At 35.6% G+C, this 18,806-nt stretch carries 17 protein-coding genes and 2 pseudogenes; 11 read left to right on the top strand and 8 right to left on the bottom strand.

Annotated elements, in window-relative coordinates:
- Positions 1-162 precede the first annotated feature (162 nt).
- Both UZ34_05835 and UZ34_05830 read right to left on the bottom strand, forming a co-directional pair.
- The gene (locus UZ34_05835) at positions 163-1,590 is read right to left on the bottom strand and encodes a hypothetical protein (GenBank protein AKO64869.1); all 1,428 of its coding nucleotides are present in this window, start codon (positions 1,588-1,590) and stop codon (positions 163-165) included.
- A complete protein-coding gene (locus tag UZ34_05830; GenBank protein AKO64868.1) occupies positions 1,587-2,780 on the bottom strand; it encodes a hypothetical protein in 1,194 nt (397 codons plus the stop codon). Before UZ34_05830 ends, UZ34_05835 begins: the two co-directional genes overlap by 4 nt.
- Before the next feature lie 504 nt (positions 2,781-3,284).
- Between UZ34_05830 and UZ34_05825 the strand changes: the two genes are divergently transcribed.
- The 3 genes and pseudogenes from UZ34_05825 (at position 3,285) to UZ34_05815 (ending at position 5,786) form a co-directional block, all read left to right on the top strand.
- Positions 3,285-3,863, top strand: a complete 579-nt coding sequence (locus UZ34_05825; GenBank protein AKO64867.1) for a hypothetical protein — start codon at positions 3,285-3,287, stop codon at positions 3,861-3,863.
- Complete coding sequence (locus UZ34_05820; GenBank protein ID AKO64866.1) at positions 3,860-4,543, top strand: hypothetical protein; 684 nt, start codon at positions 3,860-3,862, stop codon at positions 4,541-4,543. Before UZ34_05825 ends, UZ34_05820 begins: the two co-directional genes overlap by 4 nt.
- Positions 4,544-4,865: 322 nt before the next feature.
- A pseudogene (locus UZ34_05815) lies at positions 4,866-5,786 on the top strand (hypothetical protein).
- 134 nt (positions 5,787-5,920) lie between these two features.
- Here the strand turns inward: UZ34_05815 and UZ34_05810 are convergent.
- Both UZ34_05810 and UZ34_05805 read right to left on the bottom strand, forming a co-directional pair.
- Complete coding sequence (locus UZ34_05810; protein AKO64865.1) at positions 5,921-6,277, bottom strand: hypothetical protein; 357 nt, start codon at positions 6,275-6,277, stop codon at positions 5,921-5,923.
- A 95-nt stretch (positions 6,278-6,372) separates the two neighbouring features.
- Entirely contained in the window at positions 6,373-6,639 is a 267-nt protein-coding gene (locus tag UZ34_05805) for a hypothetical protein (GenBank protein AKO64864.1), read from the bottom strand.
- Between the two features lie 488 nt (positions 6,640-7,127).
- Here UZ34_05805 and UZ34_05800 point away from each other — a divergent pair, with 488 nt between their 5' ends.
- From UZ34_05800 to UZ34_05790, 3 genes are all read left to right on the top strand, one after another.
- The gene (locus UZ34_05800) at positions 7,128-7,526 is read left to right on the top strand and encodes a hypothetical protein (GenBank protein ID AKO64863.1); all 399 of its coding nucleotides are present in this window, start codon (positions 7,128-7,130) and stop codon (positions 7,524-7,526) included.
- 328 nt (positions 7,527-7,854) lie between these two features.
- Positions 7,855-8,358, top strand: a complete 504-nt coding sequence (locus UZ34_05795; protein AKO65182.1) for a methionine sulfoxide reductase A — start codon at positions 7,855-7,857, stop codon at positions 8,356-8,358.
- A gap of 15 nt (positions 8,359-8,373) precedes the next feature.
- Complete coding sequence (locus UZ34_05790; GenBank protein AKO64862.1) at positions 8,374-8,700, top strand: hypothetical protein; 327 nt, start codon at positions 8,374-8,376, stop codon at positions 8,698-8,700.
- 9 nt (positions 8,701-8,709) lie between these two features.
- Here the strand turns inward: UZ34_05790 and UZ34_05785 are convergent.
- Positions 8,710-9,246: pseudogene (locus UZ34_05785) on the bottom strand (hypothetical protein).
- 56 nt (positions 9,247-9,302) lie between these two features.
- Complete coding sequence (locus tag UZ34_05780; protein ID AKO64861.1) at positions 9,303-9,986, bottom strand: short-chain dehydrogenase; 684 nt, start codon at positions 9,984-9,986, stop codon at positions 9,303-9,305.
- Between the two features lie 53 nt (positions 9,987-10,039).
- Here UZ34_05780 and UZ34_05775 point away from each other — a divergent pair, with 53 nt between their 5' ends.
- The 3 genes from UZ34_05775 to UZ34_05765 are packed head-to-tail and all read left to right on the top strand — an operon-like array spanning position 10,040 to position 15,500.
- Complete coding sequence (locus UZ34_05775) at positions 10,040-11,269, top strand: transporter (protein AKO64860.1); 1,230 nt, start codon at positions 10,040-10,042, stop codon at positions 11,267-11,269.
- Position 11,270: 1 nt separating this feature from the next.
- Positions 11,271-12,398 carry a hypothetical protein gene (locus UZ34_05770; GenBank protein AKO64859.1) on the top strand — a complete coding sequence of 376 codons (1,128 nt, stop codon included), beginning with the start codon at positions 11,271-11,273 and terminating at the stop codon, positions 12,396-12,398.
- A gap of 6 nt (positions 12,399-12,404) precedes the next feature.
- A complete protein-coding gene (locus UZ34_05765; protein AKO64858.1) occupies positions 12,405-15,500 on the top strand; it encodes a cytochrome C peroxidase in 3,096 nt (1,031 codons plus the stop codon).
- A 72-nt stretch (positions 15,501-15,572) separates the two neighbouring features.
- Here the strand turns inward: UZ34_05765 and UZ34_05760 are convergent, their stop codons facing one another.
- On the bottom strand, positions 15,573-15,845 hold the full coding sequence (locus UZ34_05760; protein ID AKO64857.1) for a transcriptional regulator HU subunit alpha: 273 nt from the start codon (positions 15,843-15,845) through the stop codon (positions 15,573-15,575).
- Positions 15,846-16,062: 217 nt separating this feature from the next.
- Here UZ34_05760 and UZ34_05755 point away from each other — a divergent pair, with 217 nt between their 5' ends.
- Together UZ34_05755 and UZ34_05750 are read left to right on the top strand one after the other, a co-directional pair.
- Positions 16,063-16,647: a peptidase S24 gene (locus UZ34_05755; protein ID AKO64856.1), complete on the top strand. Its 585-nt coding sequence runs from the start codon at positions 16,063-16,065 to the stop codon at positions 16,645-16,647.
- Positions 16,647-17,891: a hypothetical protein gene (locus UZ34_05750; protein ID AKO64855.1), complete on the top strand. Its 1,245-nt coding sequence runs from the start codon at positions 16,647-16,649 to the stop codon at positions 17,889-17,891. The genes UZ34_05755 and UZ34_05750 overlap by 1 nt, the downstream gene beginning before the upstream one ends.
- On the opposite strand, the gene UZ34_05745 is transcribed toward UZ34_05750, so the two are convergent.
- A complete protein-coding gene (locus UZ34_05745; protein ID AKO64854.1) occupies positions 17,874-18,806 on the bottom strand; it encodes a hypothetical protein in 933 nt (310 codons plus the stop codon). The genes UZ34_05750 and UZ34_05745 overlap by 18 nt on opposite strands.

The following is an 18,806-nucleotide window of genomic DNA, read 5'->3' as shown; positions in this document are numbered from 1 at the left end:
ATATAAATTAAGCCATTATTAAAATATTAAAATTAAATAATTCTATTTAAAATCAAATACTTATATGTGGTGATGGGGTTTAATATGCAGTAGAACGTCTCTTAATCTACTGGGTAATGGTTAGAGAGGGTAGTTACTAGTTGATAGTATACGATTGGGACCCTACGAAGGGTCCCAAATAGAGTTAACTATAGTTCTGTTGTTAAAGTATTTCTCTAGAAAATTCTCATCATTAATTGTCAATTTATCTTTTATCTTCGCTTGTTCACTATTCCACTCAAGAGACGTCTCTTTAGTTTTAAGGATTGTTTTATTTTTACAGTATTTATTAAACACTTCCTCCATGATTGGTTTTAATTCAAACGTAGCAGAATTTCTAACAATAAAACTATCGTGTACAGGTAATATGACATGACCTAATTTAATCATCCTTAGCATAACCTCCTCAGCTATTTTAGAGTCCTCGTTCATTAGTTTATTGCCTATTCCTGTGAAGAAGTTATCTTTTATAGGTTCATGTCTATGAATTATTTCATTCATCAGAAACTTAGATGATTTATAACCCATAGTTTTTAGGGTTTCATGAGCCTCTGTATAACTTGAGCAATTCAACATGACTAGTGTTGCTATTTTTCTTTCATCAATAAATTCTTGAGTATTTCTTGATTCATCTTCTACCTCATAAGGCTCACCCTCAAGATTTTTATTATCTAATGAATACATTATACGAATGTGATGCCCTGAGTAATCTACCTCTTCTGTTGGTTTGTAGTTAATATCAATAAACTTTCTATATTCTCTTGGAATAGATTGCCACCATCCTCCAAAGAATCTCCCTCCCTGATTTATTGAAGAATTATTAAATACCCTATGCAGTGTCACAGAAGTGAAGTCAGGGAAGTAGTCAACACGATCTCTGTCTTTATTTAATCTTTCAATAAAATTCAGATATTGATCATTTTCCATATCAAGGCATATTCGAGCACTTAATAATTTATTGTTGATTGTTATTAAGTTTTCTCTCCATTGTTTGATTTGCCTGTTTGCTCGATATTTAATTGGTTGTTTTTTCTTATTCTTAATAACAATCTCATCCAATCCATTTTGTTTTGTTAAGGATGAAATTAAATTACTGTCTTGCGAAACTTGATCAAACAACTTAATAAGTTTTTTGCTAGCTTTCATTCTTGAGGTGAAAGAGTATCCAGGGAAATGAACATTATCTTTATTAATTATTAATCCCTCTTTAACTAGGTCGTTATGAGTTTGGATAAAGGCTTCATATTTGAAATGAAGCTTATTTAGTCTTTGACCCTTGTTGTATTTATTTTTATCTCTTGAATATGAAACCCATGGATTAAAGGTTAAGTAGTAAGCTTTCCATAAATTTAGAAGAATATAAAAGCAAGCATGTTTTCTTTCCTTAATATTCCTTACTCTTTTTGCCTTTTGTTTATAAATATTTAACATTTCATTACATATGTTGTTGATACATTTTTTTAGTTTTGCATTTCTTAACTTATAAACATCGAAACGCATGGCTTTTCTGTAATAAAAAGCTTTGTCTGTATTTATCTTGAAATTAATCATGAGTGAAAAAGAGCATTCTCAATGTCTTCAAGGATTCTTTTTAGTCGTGGTTGTGTACGTTGAACATAACCTTCAGTGACCGTTCTTTGTGAGTGGTTCAGTAATGCTCCGATGTTAGAGATATCATATCCACACTCAGCAGCAACAGTGGCCACAGTCCTTCTTAAGTCATGAGCTGAGAAATTAAAACCCACCTCTTCTGATACTCGCTTAAAGATCTTGCTTGCTGAGAGTGCCTTCCTATTATCCAATGGACTAGGAAATACATAAACAGAACCATTATTATTTCTTTTATTAAATAGATTCTTAATATCCTTAGTCATAGGAAGTAAATGTTTACGTCTATTCTTGGTATTAGTAATGAGATAATTTTCATTGTCTAAATGAACATCAGACCACTTGATATTCAAAGCCTCTTCAAGTCTTAGTCCTGTATGAATTAACAGCATAATTAGATCACGATCATCTTTTTTAATGCGATGCCTTCCCTGATATTCCTCCAGATCTGATGATGCCTTTAACTCTTCATGAAGTTTCATACGTTTCTGAAGGTCTAGGTATCGCTCTCTTGAAATAAGGGTTTTACGCACCTTTTTTGTTTTAAGGATGGAGCAGGGATTGCCTTTAGGAAGAAGTTTAACGTCCCCAATATCATCTTCAATGAACGTGTTAAAGATAGCATTCAAATAACGAAAGGCTTTCTGCGCCTCTCCTTCACCTACGTCATTTACACTACTTCGATTCTTCTGACGATTATTCTTTTTAATGTCTACTTTGATCTGATTAAAGCGATTTAAACATTCTTGTTTAGTAATTGACGCTAATGGTTTTTTAAACCAATCTTTAAAACGACGGTTCATGACAAGCTCAATATCTTTTCTGGTGGATTCTTTCCACTGGGATAATTTGCTGCATTCTGCTACAGCTTGCTCTAGTGTAAAACCTCGCAGTCGATTGATTTCCTGTTCAGCTCTTTTGGCCTCGTTAGGATTAATTCCTTCAGACATCATCTTTAATATATCCAGAGTCTTCTGCTTGGCTTCTGCTTGTTTATACAGTCTGGTATCGCCAATGGTGACAGTAACGACTTTACCGCCTTTAATGCGACCTTTGACTACCCAGCTCGATGAGTCTTTTTGTTGACGTTTGTATAAGCCTTTGGTGTTTAAAACTTTCGTGAATGTGTCCATGATGTCAAAATGTTAAGGTAACAAAAATCATGATAGACTACAAAAAGCAACAAGTAAAGTTGATATAAGTATTTGTTTTTATTGAATATTAATTACAGCATAAGGACTCATAATCCTTTGGTCCCTGGTTCGAGTCCAGGTGGGCCCACCAATAAAAACAAGGCTTACAGTTCATGTAAGCTTTATTACGTACTTTATCAAATTAAGACAATAAAAATTTTATTTAAATTAAAACATAGTTAAGATGTTATTAAGATTATTGACTAGCCTATTTGAACCGCCGGCTAGTCAGGCGGTGTTTCAGGGAAGTAAGCGGTTATCATATTAAACACCAGATAACCATGGTGCTGGAGGTGATGAAGAGAGAAATTACGCCTCCTTAGTTGATAGATGAGTGAGTTTGAAAAAGTCAGGAAAAAAATTTCATTCATTAATTGAATAAAAAATCCTGACCTATTGAGTATTGCAGCATCTCATTTATATAAGAGCAAAACTGGAGGAATAATGCTTGCAGGGGAAGTATTAGAACAATTACAAGACAAAGCAAAGCTGAATACTGCCTACAGGTCTCTAAATAACTTTTTTTATAAAAAAGCCTTCAAGTTTTTGGTAAGTAATAGATTGAATGATGAAGATGCAGATGATGTTATTCAAGAGACTTATATTAAGGTATTTGAAAAAATCGATACTCTTAAAGACGATAGTAAATTTGAATCATGGTTGTGGCAGATTCTAAGAAATAATATGAATGAGTTTTATCGAAAATCATCTAGAAAAAATAATGTAATGTTCGGTCTTGATACTGAAGACCTGGAAAATCTTACTGGCGATGAAGATGTGAAGGTGAGCTATGGTCAGAAATATGTTGATCAGCAAAGCTGCATTGAGGAAAAATTTAAATTATTTAAAGAAGAGATGCCAGATCGCCACTATGTCATTAATTTACAAAAAGATGGCGTGCCCGTTGAAGATATATCAATCAGAATAGGACGATCTTATGCAGCAACTAAAGAATTTTTATCTCAATCGAAAAAGAAATTGACCACATACTTTGAAGAATGTAAGGATTTGGAAACATCATGAGTAAACACCAAATACAAGATAACTTTATGAGTGTATTGCAAGGTAAAAAAGTACCTGGCATGGATCCTAAATGGCGTGTGATCGCTCGTATGGTTAGAAATATTATGATTAAAGAAGATAACCTTGAAGAGCATTTGATGGAGAAACGTCAACAAGCCTTTGAGAAAAGAATAGGTAAAGTTCTTCAAGATCGCTATCTTATTCCAAAACAAAAAAGATCATTTGCATATAAGCATTGGATTCTTGCATTTATACTTGGTGCCTCAGGAGTCTATGCCACCAAAGAGTATGTGCATTTCACCAAACCACTTCCTTTAGAATTGACACACACCCAGGAAGAACTTGAAGGACAGGATCCCAAATTGTTTTGGAAGAAATGGTTCAAGAATGGCACTTTCATTATGTTTGGCCATCGTTATTTGACTAATCCTCTGCCAACAAATATTGGCGGCTGTGATCCAGATCAAATTGATCTCGAAGGGTGTTTAATCTTACTTAAAAAATATCCCAGTAACCCCAACCTTTTATTTAATATTGGCTTGATTTACCACATGGGTTTTGATGGGGAAGAAGATCATGACAAAGCCATTGAGTTCTATAAGCGTGCTGCGGCTTTAGGCAATGATTATGGTCGCGTGAACTATGAATATTTAATTAATCAAAACAGTAAAAAGCAATAATTCCTGACCTTTAATTATTGCTACATCTATCTAATGTAGTTAATCAATTAAGGGTTAGAAAATGAAAATTAAAACAATTGCTGCAGTGCTTGCTAATGTATTCTTGATCTCGAATGCTGTTACAGCGAATGAGATTCAAGCACCAGAAGTTAAAGTCCAAGAAAAGAATCCGTGTAAAGAAAAAACCTTTTGGCAAACTAATTTTACCAATGGGCAATTTAATGGCTTCTATTCACAAATGACCAATAGCGTCATTAGCAATGCTCAACATTTATTTGCCAATCATTATTTTGAAGGTTCAATTTTAAACAAAGATTTAGCTAGGGCATTAGATCTTTATCAACGAGCCCACCTTCGAGGTAATCAAGATTCGACAGCAAAATTAGGGTTAGTGTATCGCTATGGCTTGTCAACTAATAAAGATTATCAAAAAGCTATTGAGTATTATCGGTCCATTGCAGCCAATAATCCAGAGGCTCAATTCAACCTTGGTTTGATGCACCGCTATGGTATTGGGGTTGCATCCAACCAACAGCAAGCATTTCAATATTTCAAACAAGCTGCATCTAATCAAGTTGTTGCAAAAAACAATTGTGAAGTAGAAGTGGAAGGCATGGCGGAAGCTCAATTTCAGTTGGGACAGATGTTTCGTTATGGTTTAGGTGTTGAGAAAAATTTAGATCAAGCGTTACTGTGGTTTAAAGAGGCGGCCAATCAAGACTTAAAAGAAGCGCAATTCAATGCAGCACAACTAATGATGACAGGAATCGGAGAATATTATGACTATGATGGAGCTATACAATATTATCAGCGAGCCGCAGAGCAGGGTTTGGCTGAAGCACAACTTAATTTGGCACGCGAGTACCACTATAACGATCGCCAAAAAGATTACCTTAAAGCCCATCACTGGTATACAAAAGCCGCAAAACAAGGTCAAGTTGAAGCAGAGTTTAATTTAGGATTGATGGAGCATTATGGGCATGGCGTCTATCCAAATTATCAAAAAGCTTTACAGCATTACCTAAAAGCTGCAAAAACCAATCAACCTGAAGCATTCTTAAATATTGGGCATATTCACTTTTATGGAATGGGAAAAGCAACAGACTATATGGAAGCTTACCAATATTATCAAATGGCTTCTAATTACAACTTACCTCAAGCAGATTATCATTTAGGACTGATGAATGAAAAAGGATTGGGTACTTCTGTAGATTTGGATACAGCGAAAGATTATTATCAGCGATCTGCCGATCAGGGCAACACAGATGCGAAGATTGCATTAGATAATTTACCAGTGAAAGAACCTGAAGATTTTGAAATAGCCATGAATGATTGATTTATATCCAGCAAAAAAGCTCATGAATTTATGAGTTTTTTTTATTCAAATTTATTCAATAAATCTTCTTTTTCCATCTCTACTCGATTGATAAAAGATGTGTCTTCTTTAGAAATAATTTCAGATGCTTTCGTAATATTTTTAAATTTGTCTTCTAAAGCACTCAGGTAAATCTGACATTCATTGTTATTTAGATTTTTTACATTATTTAAACTTGTATCAAGTGCTTCTTTGGTAAATAGGGGAGAAAAATCCTTAATGTCCTCCATAGTTTTATCAAACAAGTCACGGTCTGAGAATTTATTTGAAGATGATGAAATTTTTTTAATCTCCTCAGGTAACAGGCAAATCAGTGAGTAGGTGTTCATTAAAAAACTTTTAATAATTAATTCATTCATTATTTTTTATACATTTAAGACCTTCATAATATTCATATTAATATCTTTAAGTGAATACGCCAAATAAAAAAATGATTTCTAGTTTCTAAATAAGCTTATCTGCCTAAACCATTAATCTTAATGTGCACACATACCCTATGCCACACATTATTAAAGTCAGGTTTGAAATAGTCCTTCGGAGGCCTACCTAAAAATTTAGAAGGGTTTGACATTAAGCCGCCATAGATTGCCATATCACACATGAAACGGAGCCGACAATTAAAATCAGCCCACCTTTGCTGCTCTTCAGTCGTATATTTTCCATGTTTATAATTCCAATGATTTTTACCTGTACTTCTAGGTCGTGGGTATTTCTTTTTCATAACAATTAACAAATAATTTATTTACAAAGATCCTATCAAGGCATTAGCATCGGTCAATAGGTTTAATGAAAATGCTGATACAAAATTTAAATTATTTTTGATAAGCTTTGTCTATCATTAAAAGGGAATCTCATGGCAAATTTTTTTGAAAGCGGATTTACCGTGTTGCAAGAACTTGCAAAACTGAAAGAAAAAGAAAAAAAGCAAAAATTAACTAAACAGAAGTCACCAGAAAAAAATAAAGAAAAAAAATAAATGTAACTTTTCATTAGATTTATTATCATAATCATGTAACTAATGATTCTCTAGATTTAAATACGGAGGAATTATGAAAAAAGTTACTTACATTATTATCATTCTGCTTTTAATCGTTGGTTATTTTTATATTTACCCAGAACGTTGCGAAAAACTGCTTGGTGATGAAAATTTGATTTGTGAATTAGGCTGGTAATTACCTTTTTCTTATAAAAATAACTAAAGGATTTTTTATGACTCCTATTAAGTCATCTGTTTTATTGTTGCTAATTTTTTGTTTTTCTTTTGTTCATGCAAAAACAATCAATATTGAGTGTGATTTGAAACTCACCACCAGCAGTGAATGGGCGGAGCAGGCATCTGATAATCAAAAAGAGTTGTGGGTTTATGATGACCAGTTGGGATTAAAAACAAATCATGTCAACTACAGTCTTGCAGAATGTAAGTTAGGCGAGGAAGAATTAGTATGTGAGAAGTACACACAGGATGTAGATTCAAAAACCGTTGCTCACTACCAAAAAACATATTTGAATCGATACAACTTGTTGTTAAAAGATTATTCCGAATTCGAAAAACAAGATAAACAATTTTCTTCTCGAATCCGAGAGGGAACTTGTATGTTAACTAATTAATTTTTATCTTGCCCTTCCTGAACTTATTTTGATATCCTTAATCGTATGGTTTTAGCCACAAGCTAATTTATACCAATTTGATCTCACAAGGAGAAAGATGATGCCAAGCTATCACAGTAGTGGATTCGAGGCGATGAATACCTTATCCAAGGATAAAAAATTATCCACAAAAAAATCAATACCTGAAGATATTGAAAAATGTTTAAGCGAAGATAAAGAATGCCAGACAAGATATCTTGAAGCTTTTGGTGATTGTGCGTAATTAAATTTTATGAAATTTTTATTGGCAGGTCTCCTGCTGTTTACTCAATCGTTTACGGTTTTTTCAATGCAAAAAAAAGAAATTTATTTAGCCGGTGGTTGCTACTGGGGGTTGGAATATTTGCTGCAAGACCTTCCTGGGGTGCTTAATACCGAGGTCGGATTTTCAGGGGGTTCATTGGAAAATGCGACTTATGATGATGTTAAAACAGGATTAACTGGCCATGCTGAAACAATTTATATCTCTTACGACGAGAAAGTTATTTCGTTAGAACAACTACTGTTTGAATTCTTCCGGATGCATAATCCAACAACTAAAAATCAACAAGGTAACGATATTGGGACTCAATATCGTTCTGCTATTTTTTATCTCAATGATGAACAGAAGCATATCGCTAATGAAGTCATTATAAAGGTCAATCAAAGTGGTCATTGGCCAGACCCAGTGGTCACAGAAGTTCTCCCTTTTCAGACATTCTATGCTGCACAGCTGGATCATCAGGACTACATAAAAAAGAACCCCAGCGGGTATTCTTGTCATTTTGTTAGAGATTTTTCGTTTACTAATTAATAAGGAGTTATAAACATGCGTTGCGCATTTGTTCGTGTAATTTTTTGGATATTTTTACTCTTACCCTTAACATATGTTCCAGCAGTGACTTCAGTAGTCCAAGATGGCGCTACTTTGTATGAGAATACAAGAGTATTTTTTATGTGTCTTGGAGCAAACTCAATGAGTCAACCTGTCACGGATCTCGTTTCAATCAATTGGGGCAGCTACATTGTTCAGGTCTTGGCGTATATAGTAATTTTTCAACTCGTTATTGATCTTTTAACAGTCATGTGTGCTTATAAAAGAGGCAGCTCCTGTCACACTCAGTCTGATTCAGTAAAGAAAAAAGCTAAGAAGTAAAATTTATTTCATTTGCCATAAATACCAGGCTGCAATAGTTCGATAAGGACTTAGATTTTCGGTTTCTTTCATCAATTGAGTTGGAGTGATTAGACATTCCCTTTGTGTAAGTAGAGAATATTTTTTACGAATTGCTAAATCTGATGTTGGCATAATATCTGGGCGCCCCTGATTAAAAATAAGCATCATTTGTACAGTCCATACACCGACCCCTTTAATTTGGGTGTATTGTTCAATGATCTCTTGATCATTGAGCAGCCTTATTTTTTTTTTACTAGGAATGAATTTCTGTAAATAGCCATCAGCAATAGATAGAATCGTTTGAGCTTTTTGATTTGATAGTCCTGTTGAGCTCAGTAAATCTTTATTTTTAATGATGTCTTGCTCTGAGGGAAATACATCGTTGAATAAATCTAAAAAGCGTTGATAAATTGTTGTAGCTGCTTTTGGATGAAGCTGTTGAAAAAAAATACTTTTAATAATACTTTGATGTGGCAAGAGCTCATCGCTAACTTTTAAACGACAAGGACCAATTTCTTGAATAAGCGTTGACCACTCTTTGCTTTGTTTACTTAAAAATTTTTCAGCTTCTTCAAAAGGCATTACCAAGGGATAATTTTTCCTGCGTAATCAATGTACTCTCCAGAATTATCAATTGATAGCTGATCAATGACTTTGATCATGCCAGAAACACTTTCTAACACATCAATCCAGCCTCCAGGACCACCCATGTCTGTTCGAACCCACCCTGGATGCAATGTGCAAGTTGCAATGCCATGATTTTTAAGATCATGACGCATGCTTTGCATGGCTGAATTTAAGGCAGTTTTTGAAGAGCGATAAATATACGATCCGCCACTGGTATTATCATCAATACTTCCCATTTTGCTTGTAATGGAAATCACTTTTTTGTCTTGCCCTAACTTTATATTTGGGAGAAAGGATTCAATAGTTTTAATAGGGGCGATGCTATTAATTCGAAAACTTTCCATCCACTCATCAATGGAAATATTTCCTAATTGACTACTTCGCCAAATGCCGGCGTTGTTTATAAATATATCAATGGGCTGATCAGCAAGTTGTTGTTGTAATTTTTGCACGGCATTATGATCGCCGACATCAAGAGAAAATATTTCTAAGTTTGGATTATCTTGAAGCTGATTTAACTCTGATGCATTCTCTGAGTTCCTGCAGGTTGCGATGACTTCATCACCTCTGTTTAAGAATTGTTTAACAAATTCCAAACCTAAGCCACGATTGGTTCCAGTTATAAAAATTTTACTCATTTTTTCCTCATAAATTCTGTTTTTATAATGTGAATACTTTATAATATAATGCAATGATTTTAAAACAGTCAAAATACTTTCTTTTTATTTTTTTTGTATCATTTGAATTGTTTTCAAATCCAGTTTTCACCCTCGACGATCTCATTGATATAGCGAATCAAGCCAATCCAGTAATTGATGTGATCCAAGCCAAACAAGACGCTGCTAAAGCTGGCATCACTGTTGCGGAACAATATTTAAACCCGTCGGTTGGTCTTGCAGTAGGCCCTACAAAAACCAGAACGCCTCCTACTGAAAATGATAAAAACTGGGCATTGGGTATTTCACAACCATTAGAATTCTCAGATGTTCGTAAATCAAGAAAAGACATAGCGGAATCCAATCTAGAATTTGTTGATGAATTAAACCGCGGAACTAAAATTAACCTAATGTTGAATATTAAGTCAGCATTTTATGACGTGATTCATAATCAGGAAATTTTAAAAATTGCTGATGCGGATCAAAAGGTCATACAAGATATACGAGATCGTGTTGAACTCAGAGTCAATGTGGGTGAGTCTCCAAGATATGAGCTAATCAAAGCAGATACTGAGCTGTTGGCAGCTAAACGGGATGCACAGGCAGCGAAATTAAGAATTCAAGAAAGGAAGTTTTTTCTAAAAGGCTTGATTGGTCAAAATATGCCTGATGATTTTGATCTCGAAGGTAAGTTTCCCGAGTCTAATATCAATATCAGTAAATCAGATGTAACCAACTTAATTTCCGAGAGCCCTAGATTAAAACAACTGAAAGCCGCTTCATCAGTTTTTGAAAATAAAATTAAGTTAGAAAAAAATCTTGTTAATCCAGGGGTAACCTTGAGTGCAGGTGTCAATCAAGACCCAGGCATTAGAAATTATACGATTGGGGTTAGCATCCCCCTTCCCATCTGGAATCAAAGAGAAGGTCAGATTAGTCAAGCAGAGGCTAATTTAAGAGAAGTAGAAGCGACTTATAACCAGCAATCATTGTTGTTAAAAAGAGATATCGATGCTGCTTATCAGCGTTATTTGATTGCGAAAGAACAGGTATTAACATTTGAAGAAAATTTGTTGGCTCAAGCAGAGTCGGTATTAAAGGTGGTTGAGGCCGCATATCGATTTGGAGAAAGAGGAATTTTAGAATATCTTGATGCGCAAAGAACTCAACGAATTGTTCGAAAAGATTATCTATCAGCACGCCTTGATTACATTGTTTCTATTATGGAGATGGAGCAGTTGTTAGGGTCAAAAATAATGGAGTGATATGAAAACACAATATTTATTATTATTTATTTTTTTAATTCTAGGATCTTGTAGTAATGATAATGAGATTGCTGATGTTGCGAAAAAAAATCCAAATGAAGTCACAGCCGGTGCAGATATATTAGATCAAATTAAATTTGAGCCTGCAAAAATTATTCCCATTAAGAAAACCTTAGATATTCCTGGCAGCATCGAAGTGAAGCAAAATTTGTTAGCAAGAATTGGCTCACCGGTGCAAGGAAGAATTATTGAAATTAAAGGTGAGCTAGGAAAAACCGTTAAGCAAGGGGATGTGCTCGCAGTAATTAACAGTACAGAGCTTGCAAAGCAACAGCTTGCCTACATTAAAGCTGTTCAAATGGTGGAATTAAAAACGAAAGCATATGAGAGAGCTGTCTTATTGTTTGATGCCGATGTAGTGAGTGAAGCTCAAAAATTAGAACGAAAAACTGAATTATCGGCAGCAAAGGCAGACATGGAGGCTAGCAAAGATCAGTTATTTGTCATGGGCATGACAGTTGAAGATATTGAGGCTATCCAATCTGAAACACAAATTGATGCAACAACCAATATTGTGGCCAAGATTGACGGAAAAATTATTAAGAAAAATGTGAATGTCGGGCAGGTGGTAGATCCCACAGAGGACATTTTTACCATTGCCATGTTAAATGAAGTGTGGGGTGTGGCTCAAGTACCTGAGCGTCAAATTGGTTTTTTAAAAGAAGGCGACGAAATTCTCATTGATGTTCCAGCATATGAGAGTAAATTTGTTGAGGGAAAAATCACTTACCTTGGGGATATTGTGGACCCAGTAACCAGAACCGTAACTATACGTACTGAAATCGATAATGCTCATGGCCTATTAAAACCAGACATGCTAATTACGATGAAAGTGTCTGGAAAAAAAATTGAAAAAGTTGGTGTTCCAATCAATGCGATTGTCTCTATTGATGACATCCCTAATATTTTTGTTAAGACGGGTGAAAATAAGTTTTTGATGCGTCCAGTAACGCTGGGGATAAAAAATAAAGATGCCGTTCATATTGATGACGGTCTTCTCGAGGGTGAAGAGGTGGTGATAGATGGCGCTTTTCATCTGAATAATGAACGACTTTATGCTAAAGAATAATTTCATATGATTGAAGCATTTATAAAAGGGTCATTAAACCAGAGGTTAATTGTCATGGTGATATCTGCCATGTTGATTATCAGTGGTTTTTTTGCTGCACAAAAATTATCCTTAGATGCATTTCCTGATGTAACCAATATTCAAGTTCAGGTAGCAACGGTTGCAACCGGAAAATCCCCAGAAGAGGTGGAGAGATTCATTACTGTACCAATTGAAATTGCCATGACTGGACTCCCAGGATTAGTGGAAATGAGATCTCTTAACAAAGATGCCCTTTCATTAATCACTTTAGTATTTAATGACGCCACAGATGTTTACTTTGCTCGACAGTTGGTGATGGAGCGCCTAATGCAAGTGCAAGATGTCATGCCAAAAGGCATATCACCCATTTTAGGACCTGTCTCTACTGGTCTAGGTGAAATTTTTCAGTACACTCTTGAGCTTCCCGGTGAAGAGGGAAGGCAGCTCACAATCCCTGAATTGACCAATCGCCGAACAATTAATGACTGGGTCGTCAGGCCTTTGCTTAGAAACATTACAGGTGTCGCCGAGATCAATTCACAAGGAGGCTACGTAAAGCAGTATCAGGTGCTGGTGAATCCCGATCGATTAGCCCACTACAAAATAAAAATGTCTCGAGTGTTTGAGGCATTGGAAAAAAATAACATCAATAGCGGAGCTGGAGTGTTGCCGAAAGGTGCTCAGCAATATCTGATCAGAGGTGAAGGCCTAATTCAAACCGTGAACGATATTGAGAATATTGTATTGAAAGAGACAGACGGTATTCCAATTTACATGCGAGATATCGGAGAGGTCAAAATTGGTTATGAAGTTCGAGTTGGTGCGGTAATCAAGAATGGAGTCAGTGAAGCCGTTGGTGGTGTGGTGATGATGTTGAGAGGTGGAAATGCTAAAGAGGTAGTTAAAAATATTAAAGAGCGAGTTCAAGAAATTAATGACAATGAAATGCTTCCAGGAGGCTTAAAAATTGTTCCTTATTACGATCGAAGTGAATTGGTCAGCGCAGCAATCTCGACGGTAGTTAAAGTCTTGATTGAGGGTATTATTTTGGTGATTGCGATCTTATTTATTTTCTTGGGTGACTTTAGATCAAGCATGATCGTCGTGATGACACTTGTACTGACCCCACTAATTACTTTTATGGTGATGAATTACTTAGGAATTTCTGCCAATTTGATGTCGCTAGGTGGTTTAGCCATTGCCATTGGGTTAATGGTTGATGGTTCGGTGGTGATTGTTGAAAACACCTTTCATCGTTTAGGCCATAAAAAAAGAAATGAAAATAAAAATAATGTTATCTTTGCTGCTTGTAAAGAAGTGGCCACCCCAGTCCTGTTTGGTGTCGGTATCATTATTTTAGTATTCTTGCCATTGATGACAATGCAAGGCATGGAAGGAAAAATGTTTTCTCCTCTTGCATTAACTATAGCAATTGCATTAACTATTTCATTAATACTGTCTTTCTCATTATCCCCAGCACTTTGCAGTTTCTTTCTCACGGGTGGTTCAGGTGAAGATACAAAGTTAATTCAAAAAATTAAGACGCCATATGTCAATGTATTGAAGAAAGTTTTAGTGAATCAGAAGAAGGTGGTTGCTATCGCAGTTGGTTTTTTTGTGGCATCAGTCATTACCATTCCTTTTTTAGGAACCTCATTTATTCCGGAGATGAAGGAAGGGTCCATTGTCCCTGGTATTGATCGAGTTCCGAATATCTCCATTGAAGAGTCGATCAATATGGAATTTAAAGCCATGAAAGCAATCATGGAAGTCCCTGGCGTGAAGTCAGTGGTCAGCGCATTAGGCCGAGGAGAAAGTCCAGCTGACCCACAAGCACAGAACGAATCGACCCCTTTAGTGAGCTTGAAGCCAAAAGAAGAGTGGCCTGAAGGATGGACGCAGGATGATATTGCCAATGCCATTAAAGAAAAACTTAAGTTTTTACCTGGCGTGGTATTGATGATGATGCAACCTATTTCTGATCGGGTTGACGAGTTAGTAACAGGGGTAAGAGCGGATGTTGCGGTTAAAATTTTTGGTGACGATATTAAAATCTTAAGAAAAAAAGCAGACGAGGTGGCCGAGCTAGCAAAAGGTATTGATGGAGCAACAGGAATAAAAGTAGAAAAAATCACGGGTCAGCAATATTTGAATATCGTCTTAGATCGTTCAGCCATTGCGCGACATGGATTTAATGTTTCTGAGATTAATGATTTGATTGAGATGGCCATTGGAGGAAAAGAAGCAACTCGTATTTATGAGGGCCAAAGAAATTTTGGAGCAGCTGTCAGGTTTCCTGCACATTATCGCGATGATGAGGATGTGATTCGTAATATCATGCTGACTTCACCAAACGGCTCTCGTGTCTCCTTGGGGGATTTAGCAACCATTGAGACGCGTGATGGCCCTGCACGTATTAGTCGTGAGTTTGCCAAACGACGTGTCTACACCGGCATTAACGTTGAAGGTCGCGACTTAGGTGGTTTGGTTGCAGATCTGCAGCAAGTGATTGATCAAAAGCTAGATTTACCTGATGGATATTATATTGAGTATGGCGGACAGTTTGAAAATATGACCCGTGCGCTAGGACATTTATCTATTATTATTCCTTTAACGATTGCCGGTATTTTTTTCCTTTTGTTTTTGTTATTTAATTCTGTCCGCTTTGCTACCTTAATCATTACCGTATTACCATTCGCCAGTATTGGAGGAATTTTTGGTTTAGCCTTAACTGGTGAATATTTATCTGTTCCTGCATCGGTTGGCTTCATTACTCTTGCCGGGATTGCTGTATTGAATGGTGTGGTTTTGATTTCTTGTATCCAAGGATTACAAAAAGAAGGAATGAAGATTGATAACGCGATTATTGAAGGATGTAAACAAAGACTTAGGCCTGTATTGATGACTGCCTCTGTGGCAATGTTGGCGCTAATTCCATTTTTATTTGCGACAGGTCCTGGATCAGAGGTGCAAAAGCCGTTGGCGATTGTTGTGATTGGTGGCTTGATTACATCAACGTCTTTGACCTTATTGGTTTTACCGGTGCTGTATAAAATGTTTGCTAGAAATGTTGCGAAGTAGAGGTATAAGGAGACATAAAAAAACCCAGATTTTTCTGGGTTTTTTTATATTCTAAAATAAATAACTTTTGAATTAGTTTACCGCATCCTTTAAGCCAGCACCTGCTTTGAATGATGGAACTTTTCTTGCTGGAATTTTTAATTCAGCGCCTGTTTGTGGATTGCGGCCTGTTCGAGCAGCACGTTTTGATACTTTAAAAGTACCAAATCCAATTAATGTTACTGTGTCACCTTTTTTAAGAGCTTTAGTGATGTTTTCGATGGTTGCATCAAGGGCACGTCCGGCATCAGCCTTTGTGGATCCTGTTGCGCTAGCGATTGCTTCGATTAGTTCGCCTTTATTCATTTATTATTCCTCCATATTTTTTTAAATTGAATAAATTTTTGCTAAATCATGAAACTGATATTAGCTCAAACTGCCCACAAACTGCTGTTCTTGAGAGCTTGTACTTCACTTTGCCGTTTTTGAATTTACTTGTCAACACCAATTTTATAAATTTTTTACAATTATTTAACGCTAATAAATAGAAATAAATTTTGATTAATGTTACATTATTCAAAATATGAGCAATAAAAAAAATCAAAGAGGTGGTGCAAGAAAAGGAGCTGGTCGCAAAAAAGGCAGCGGCCTGTATGCAGAATCAACGAAGGTGGTGCGTATCCCAATAAGCCGCATGGGCGATGTTAAATCGTTCTTGCTTAGCACTAAAAAAACTAATTCGAATGTCGTTAATTTTATACAGCCATCTATTCAAAAGCCTGTCTCTATAACGTTATTCAGCCATAAAGTGCCTGCAGGCTTTCCTTCTCCCGCGGATGATCATGCAGAAAGTCGGTTGGATTTAAATGAGTATTTGATCAACCAGACCGAGTCAACATTTTTTGTCAGGATCAAAGGAGACTCGATGATTGATGCAGGAATTTTGGATAATGATATTGTCATTGTTGATCGTTCAAAATCAGCCTCAATTAATGACATCATACTGGCATCGATTGATGGCGAATTTACTGTGAAGGTGTTGGCTAAAAACAACAAAGGGCCTTATCTGATGCCAGCCAATAAAGAATTCAAGCCAATTTATATTGAAGAGGGTAGTCAATTTGAAATTTGGGGGGTGGTAACAGGATCGGTGCGTAAGTTTAAATAATGATTGCACTGGTTGATGTTAATAATTTTTATGTGAGCTGTGAGCGTTTATTTAATAGAAGTTTAGAACATGCTCCTGTTGTCGTGTTAAGTAATAATGATGGTTGTATTATTTCCAGGAGCAATGAAGCAAAAGCCCTTGGTATTAAAATGGGAATGCCATTTTTTCAAGCTCAGGATTTGATTAAAAAAAATAACGTTCATGTTTATTCCTCCAATTACCCCCTTTATGCTGATATGAGCAATCGAGTGATGCAGTTATTAGCACACTTATCTCAGGATCAAGAAATTTATTCGATTGATGAATCTTTTTTAAAAATAAATCAAAAAAATTATTTGTTACATGGTCAGCATATTCGGGCAACTATATTAAAAAATGTTGGATTGCCTGTCTGTGTCGGTATCGCAAAAACAAAAACCTTGGCAAAATTAGCCAATTACATGGCAAAGAAATACCCCATATTTAATGGAGTAGTCTGTTTTTCAGAGACTAATCCTAAAATTTTAACTAAGTTAATGTGCGAGATCTCTGTAGGCGAATTATGGGGGGTTGGAGCACGTTTAAAAAAAAGATTAAATGAATTGGGCATATTAACGGCGCACGATTTAAAGACTGCTAATGCAAAATGGATGAAACAAATATTCAGTGTCAATATGGAAAGAATGGTGTATGAGTTGAATGGCATTCAATGCTACCCGATTGAATCAATCAAGCCTGATCAAAAACAAATTGTATGCTCAAGAAGTTTTGGGCAAAAGATTAATCGTTATAAAGACATGGCTGATGCGGTAGCGACTTTTGTCCAAAGGGCGTCAATCAAATTAAGAAAGCAGCAATTGACAGCCAAGCAAATGACATTATTTATGCGCAATAATCCATTTGGCAGCAAGCATAGGATGCAGCATGTTATTCGATTGCAACATTATGATTACACGGATAGTCACCAACAGTTATTACGTTTAGCAATGCATGGGTTGGAAAAAATATACCATCAGGGTATCGACTACCATAAAGCTGGGATTATTTTAGGTGATTTAAGAAGGGCGGCAAACTTAAATCAAGATTATTCAGCGAAACCTGAAGGACATCATTTATCGAATACCATTGACGCGATTCGAGATAAATATCATGCGAACATTATTATGAGCGGCTGGCAATCTAAAGATGGTAAATGGCGTATGAGACAATTAAATAAAAGTTTGAAGTTTACAACCTCTTGGTTGGAGCTACTCGAGGCTTCCTAAGTTTGGATCTTGATAAGAATTAAGTTTAACAATCTGGTAATTTGGATTTAACCAGACTTGCCAACCTTGAAAAAAAACTTGAACACCATCTGGATTGGGAATATGAAGAGTAAAAGGAGCCTGACCCCTAAAGGTGAGTGGATTACTATCACCTACTGTAAACAATTTAACATCTCCATCGCTAGATTGAATGCATAAAGAAATGTCTTGATTAGATTTTATGTGCACATAATTATCGGGTTTGTCCGGCACATTGGGTGTGCGATAATTCTGAATTTCATTTGATTCAAAAATATTATTACATGATGTTTCATTGACTTGTTCAAAATCTGAATCATTAAGAACGGTCAGTTTTTGTTCTTGCTCGTCCTGTTCAATTGATTCAGCAGAGTTTTCGTCAGCGGACTCAAATAAAGAAATTTGATCTTCTTCTGTTTCATCAGAGCTTGAACCATTATCAATTTCAATTTCTGAGTTAGATTCATTTAAAATATTTTCTGATTCATCATGTTGATTGGAGAAGTAAAGTGCCAACAATACAATCCCTATCAAACAAAAAGCAACTAGAGTTTTTATATTTTTTTCAATTTTTAACTGAGCGAATTGTGATCGATGTTGTGATTCTGCAAAAGTCTCCTCATCAGTAATATTAAGATCTGTTTCTTCAGAGGTTGAATCATTATTATTAGATAAAATAATATCTGTAGGATTAATTTTTAAAAAATTGATATATTTTCTTGCGCAGATTATCTTAAATTTATTATTGAAAAATCCAGTATCGGAATTTGTCTCCAATGAAAGAATTTGTTGAGAGGATAAACTACAAGCAGATGCAGCATCACTGACTGAAAGTTTCGCCTTCTCTCTTGCAGTTGAGAGGGCCTTACCATCAACATATACTGATGAATCTTTCAA

This window comes from Methylophilales bacterium MBRSF5 (assembly GCA_001044335.1).
Taxonomy (GTDB): domain Bacteria; phylum Pseudomonadota; class Gammaproteobacteria; order Burkholderiales; family Methylophilaceae; genus BACL14.
This window is presented reverse-complemented; position numbering and strand designations above follow the sequence as displayed.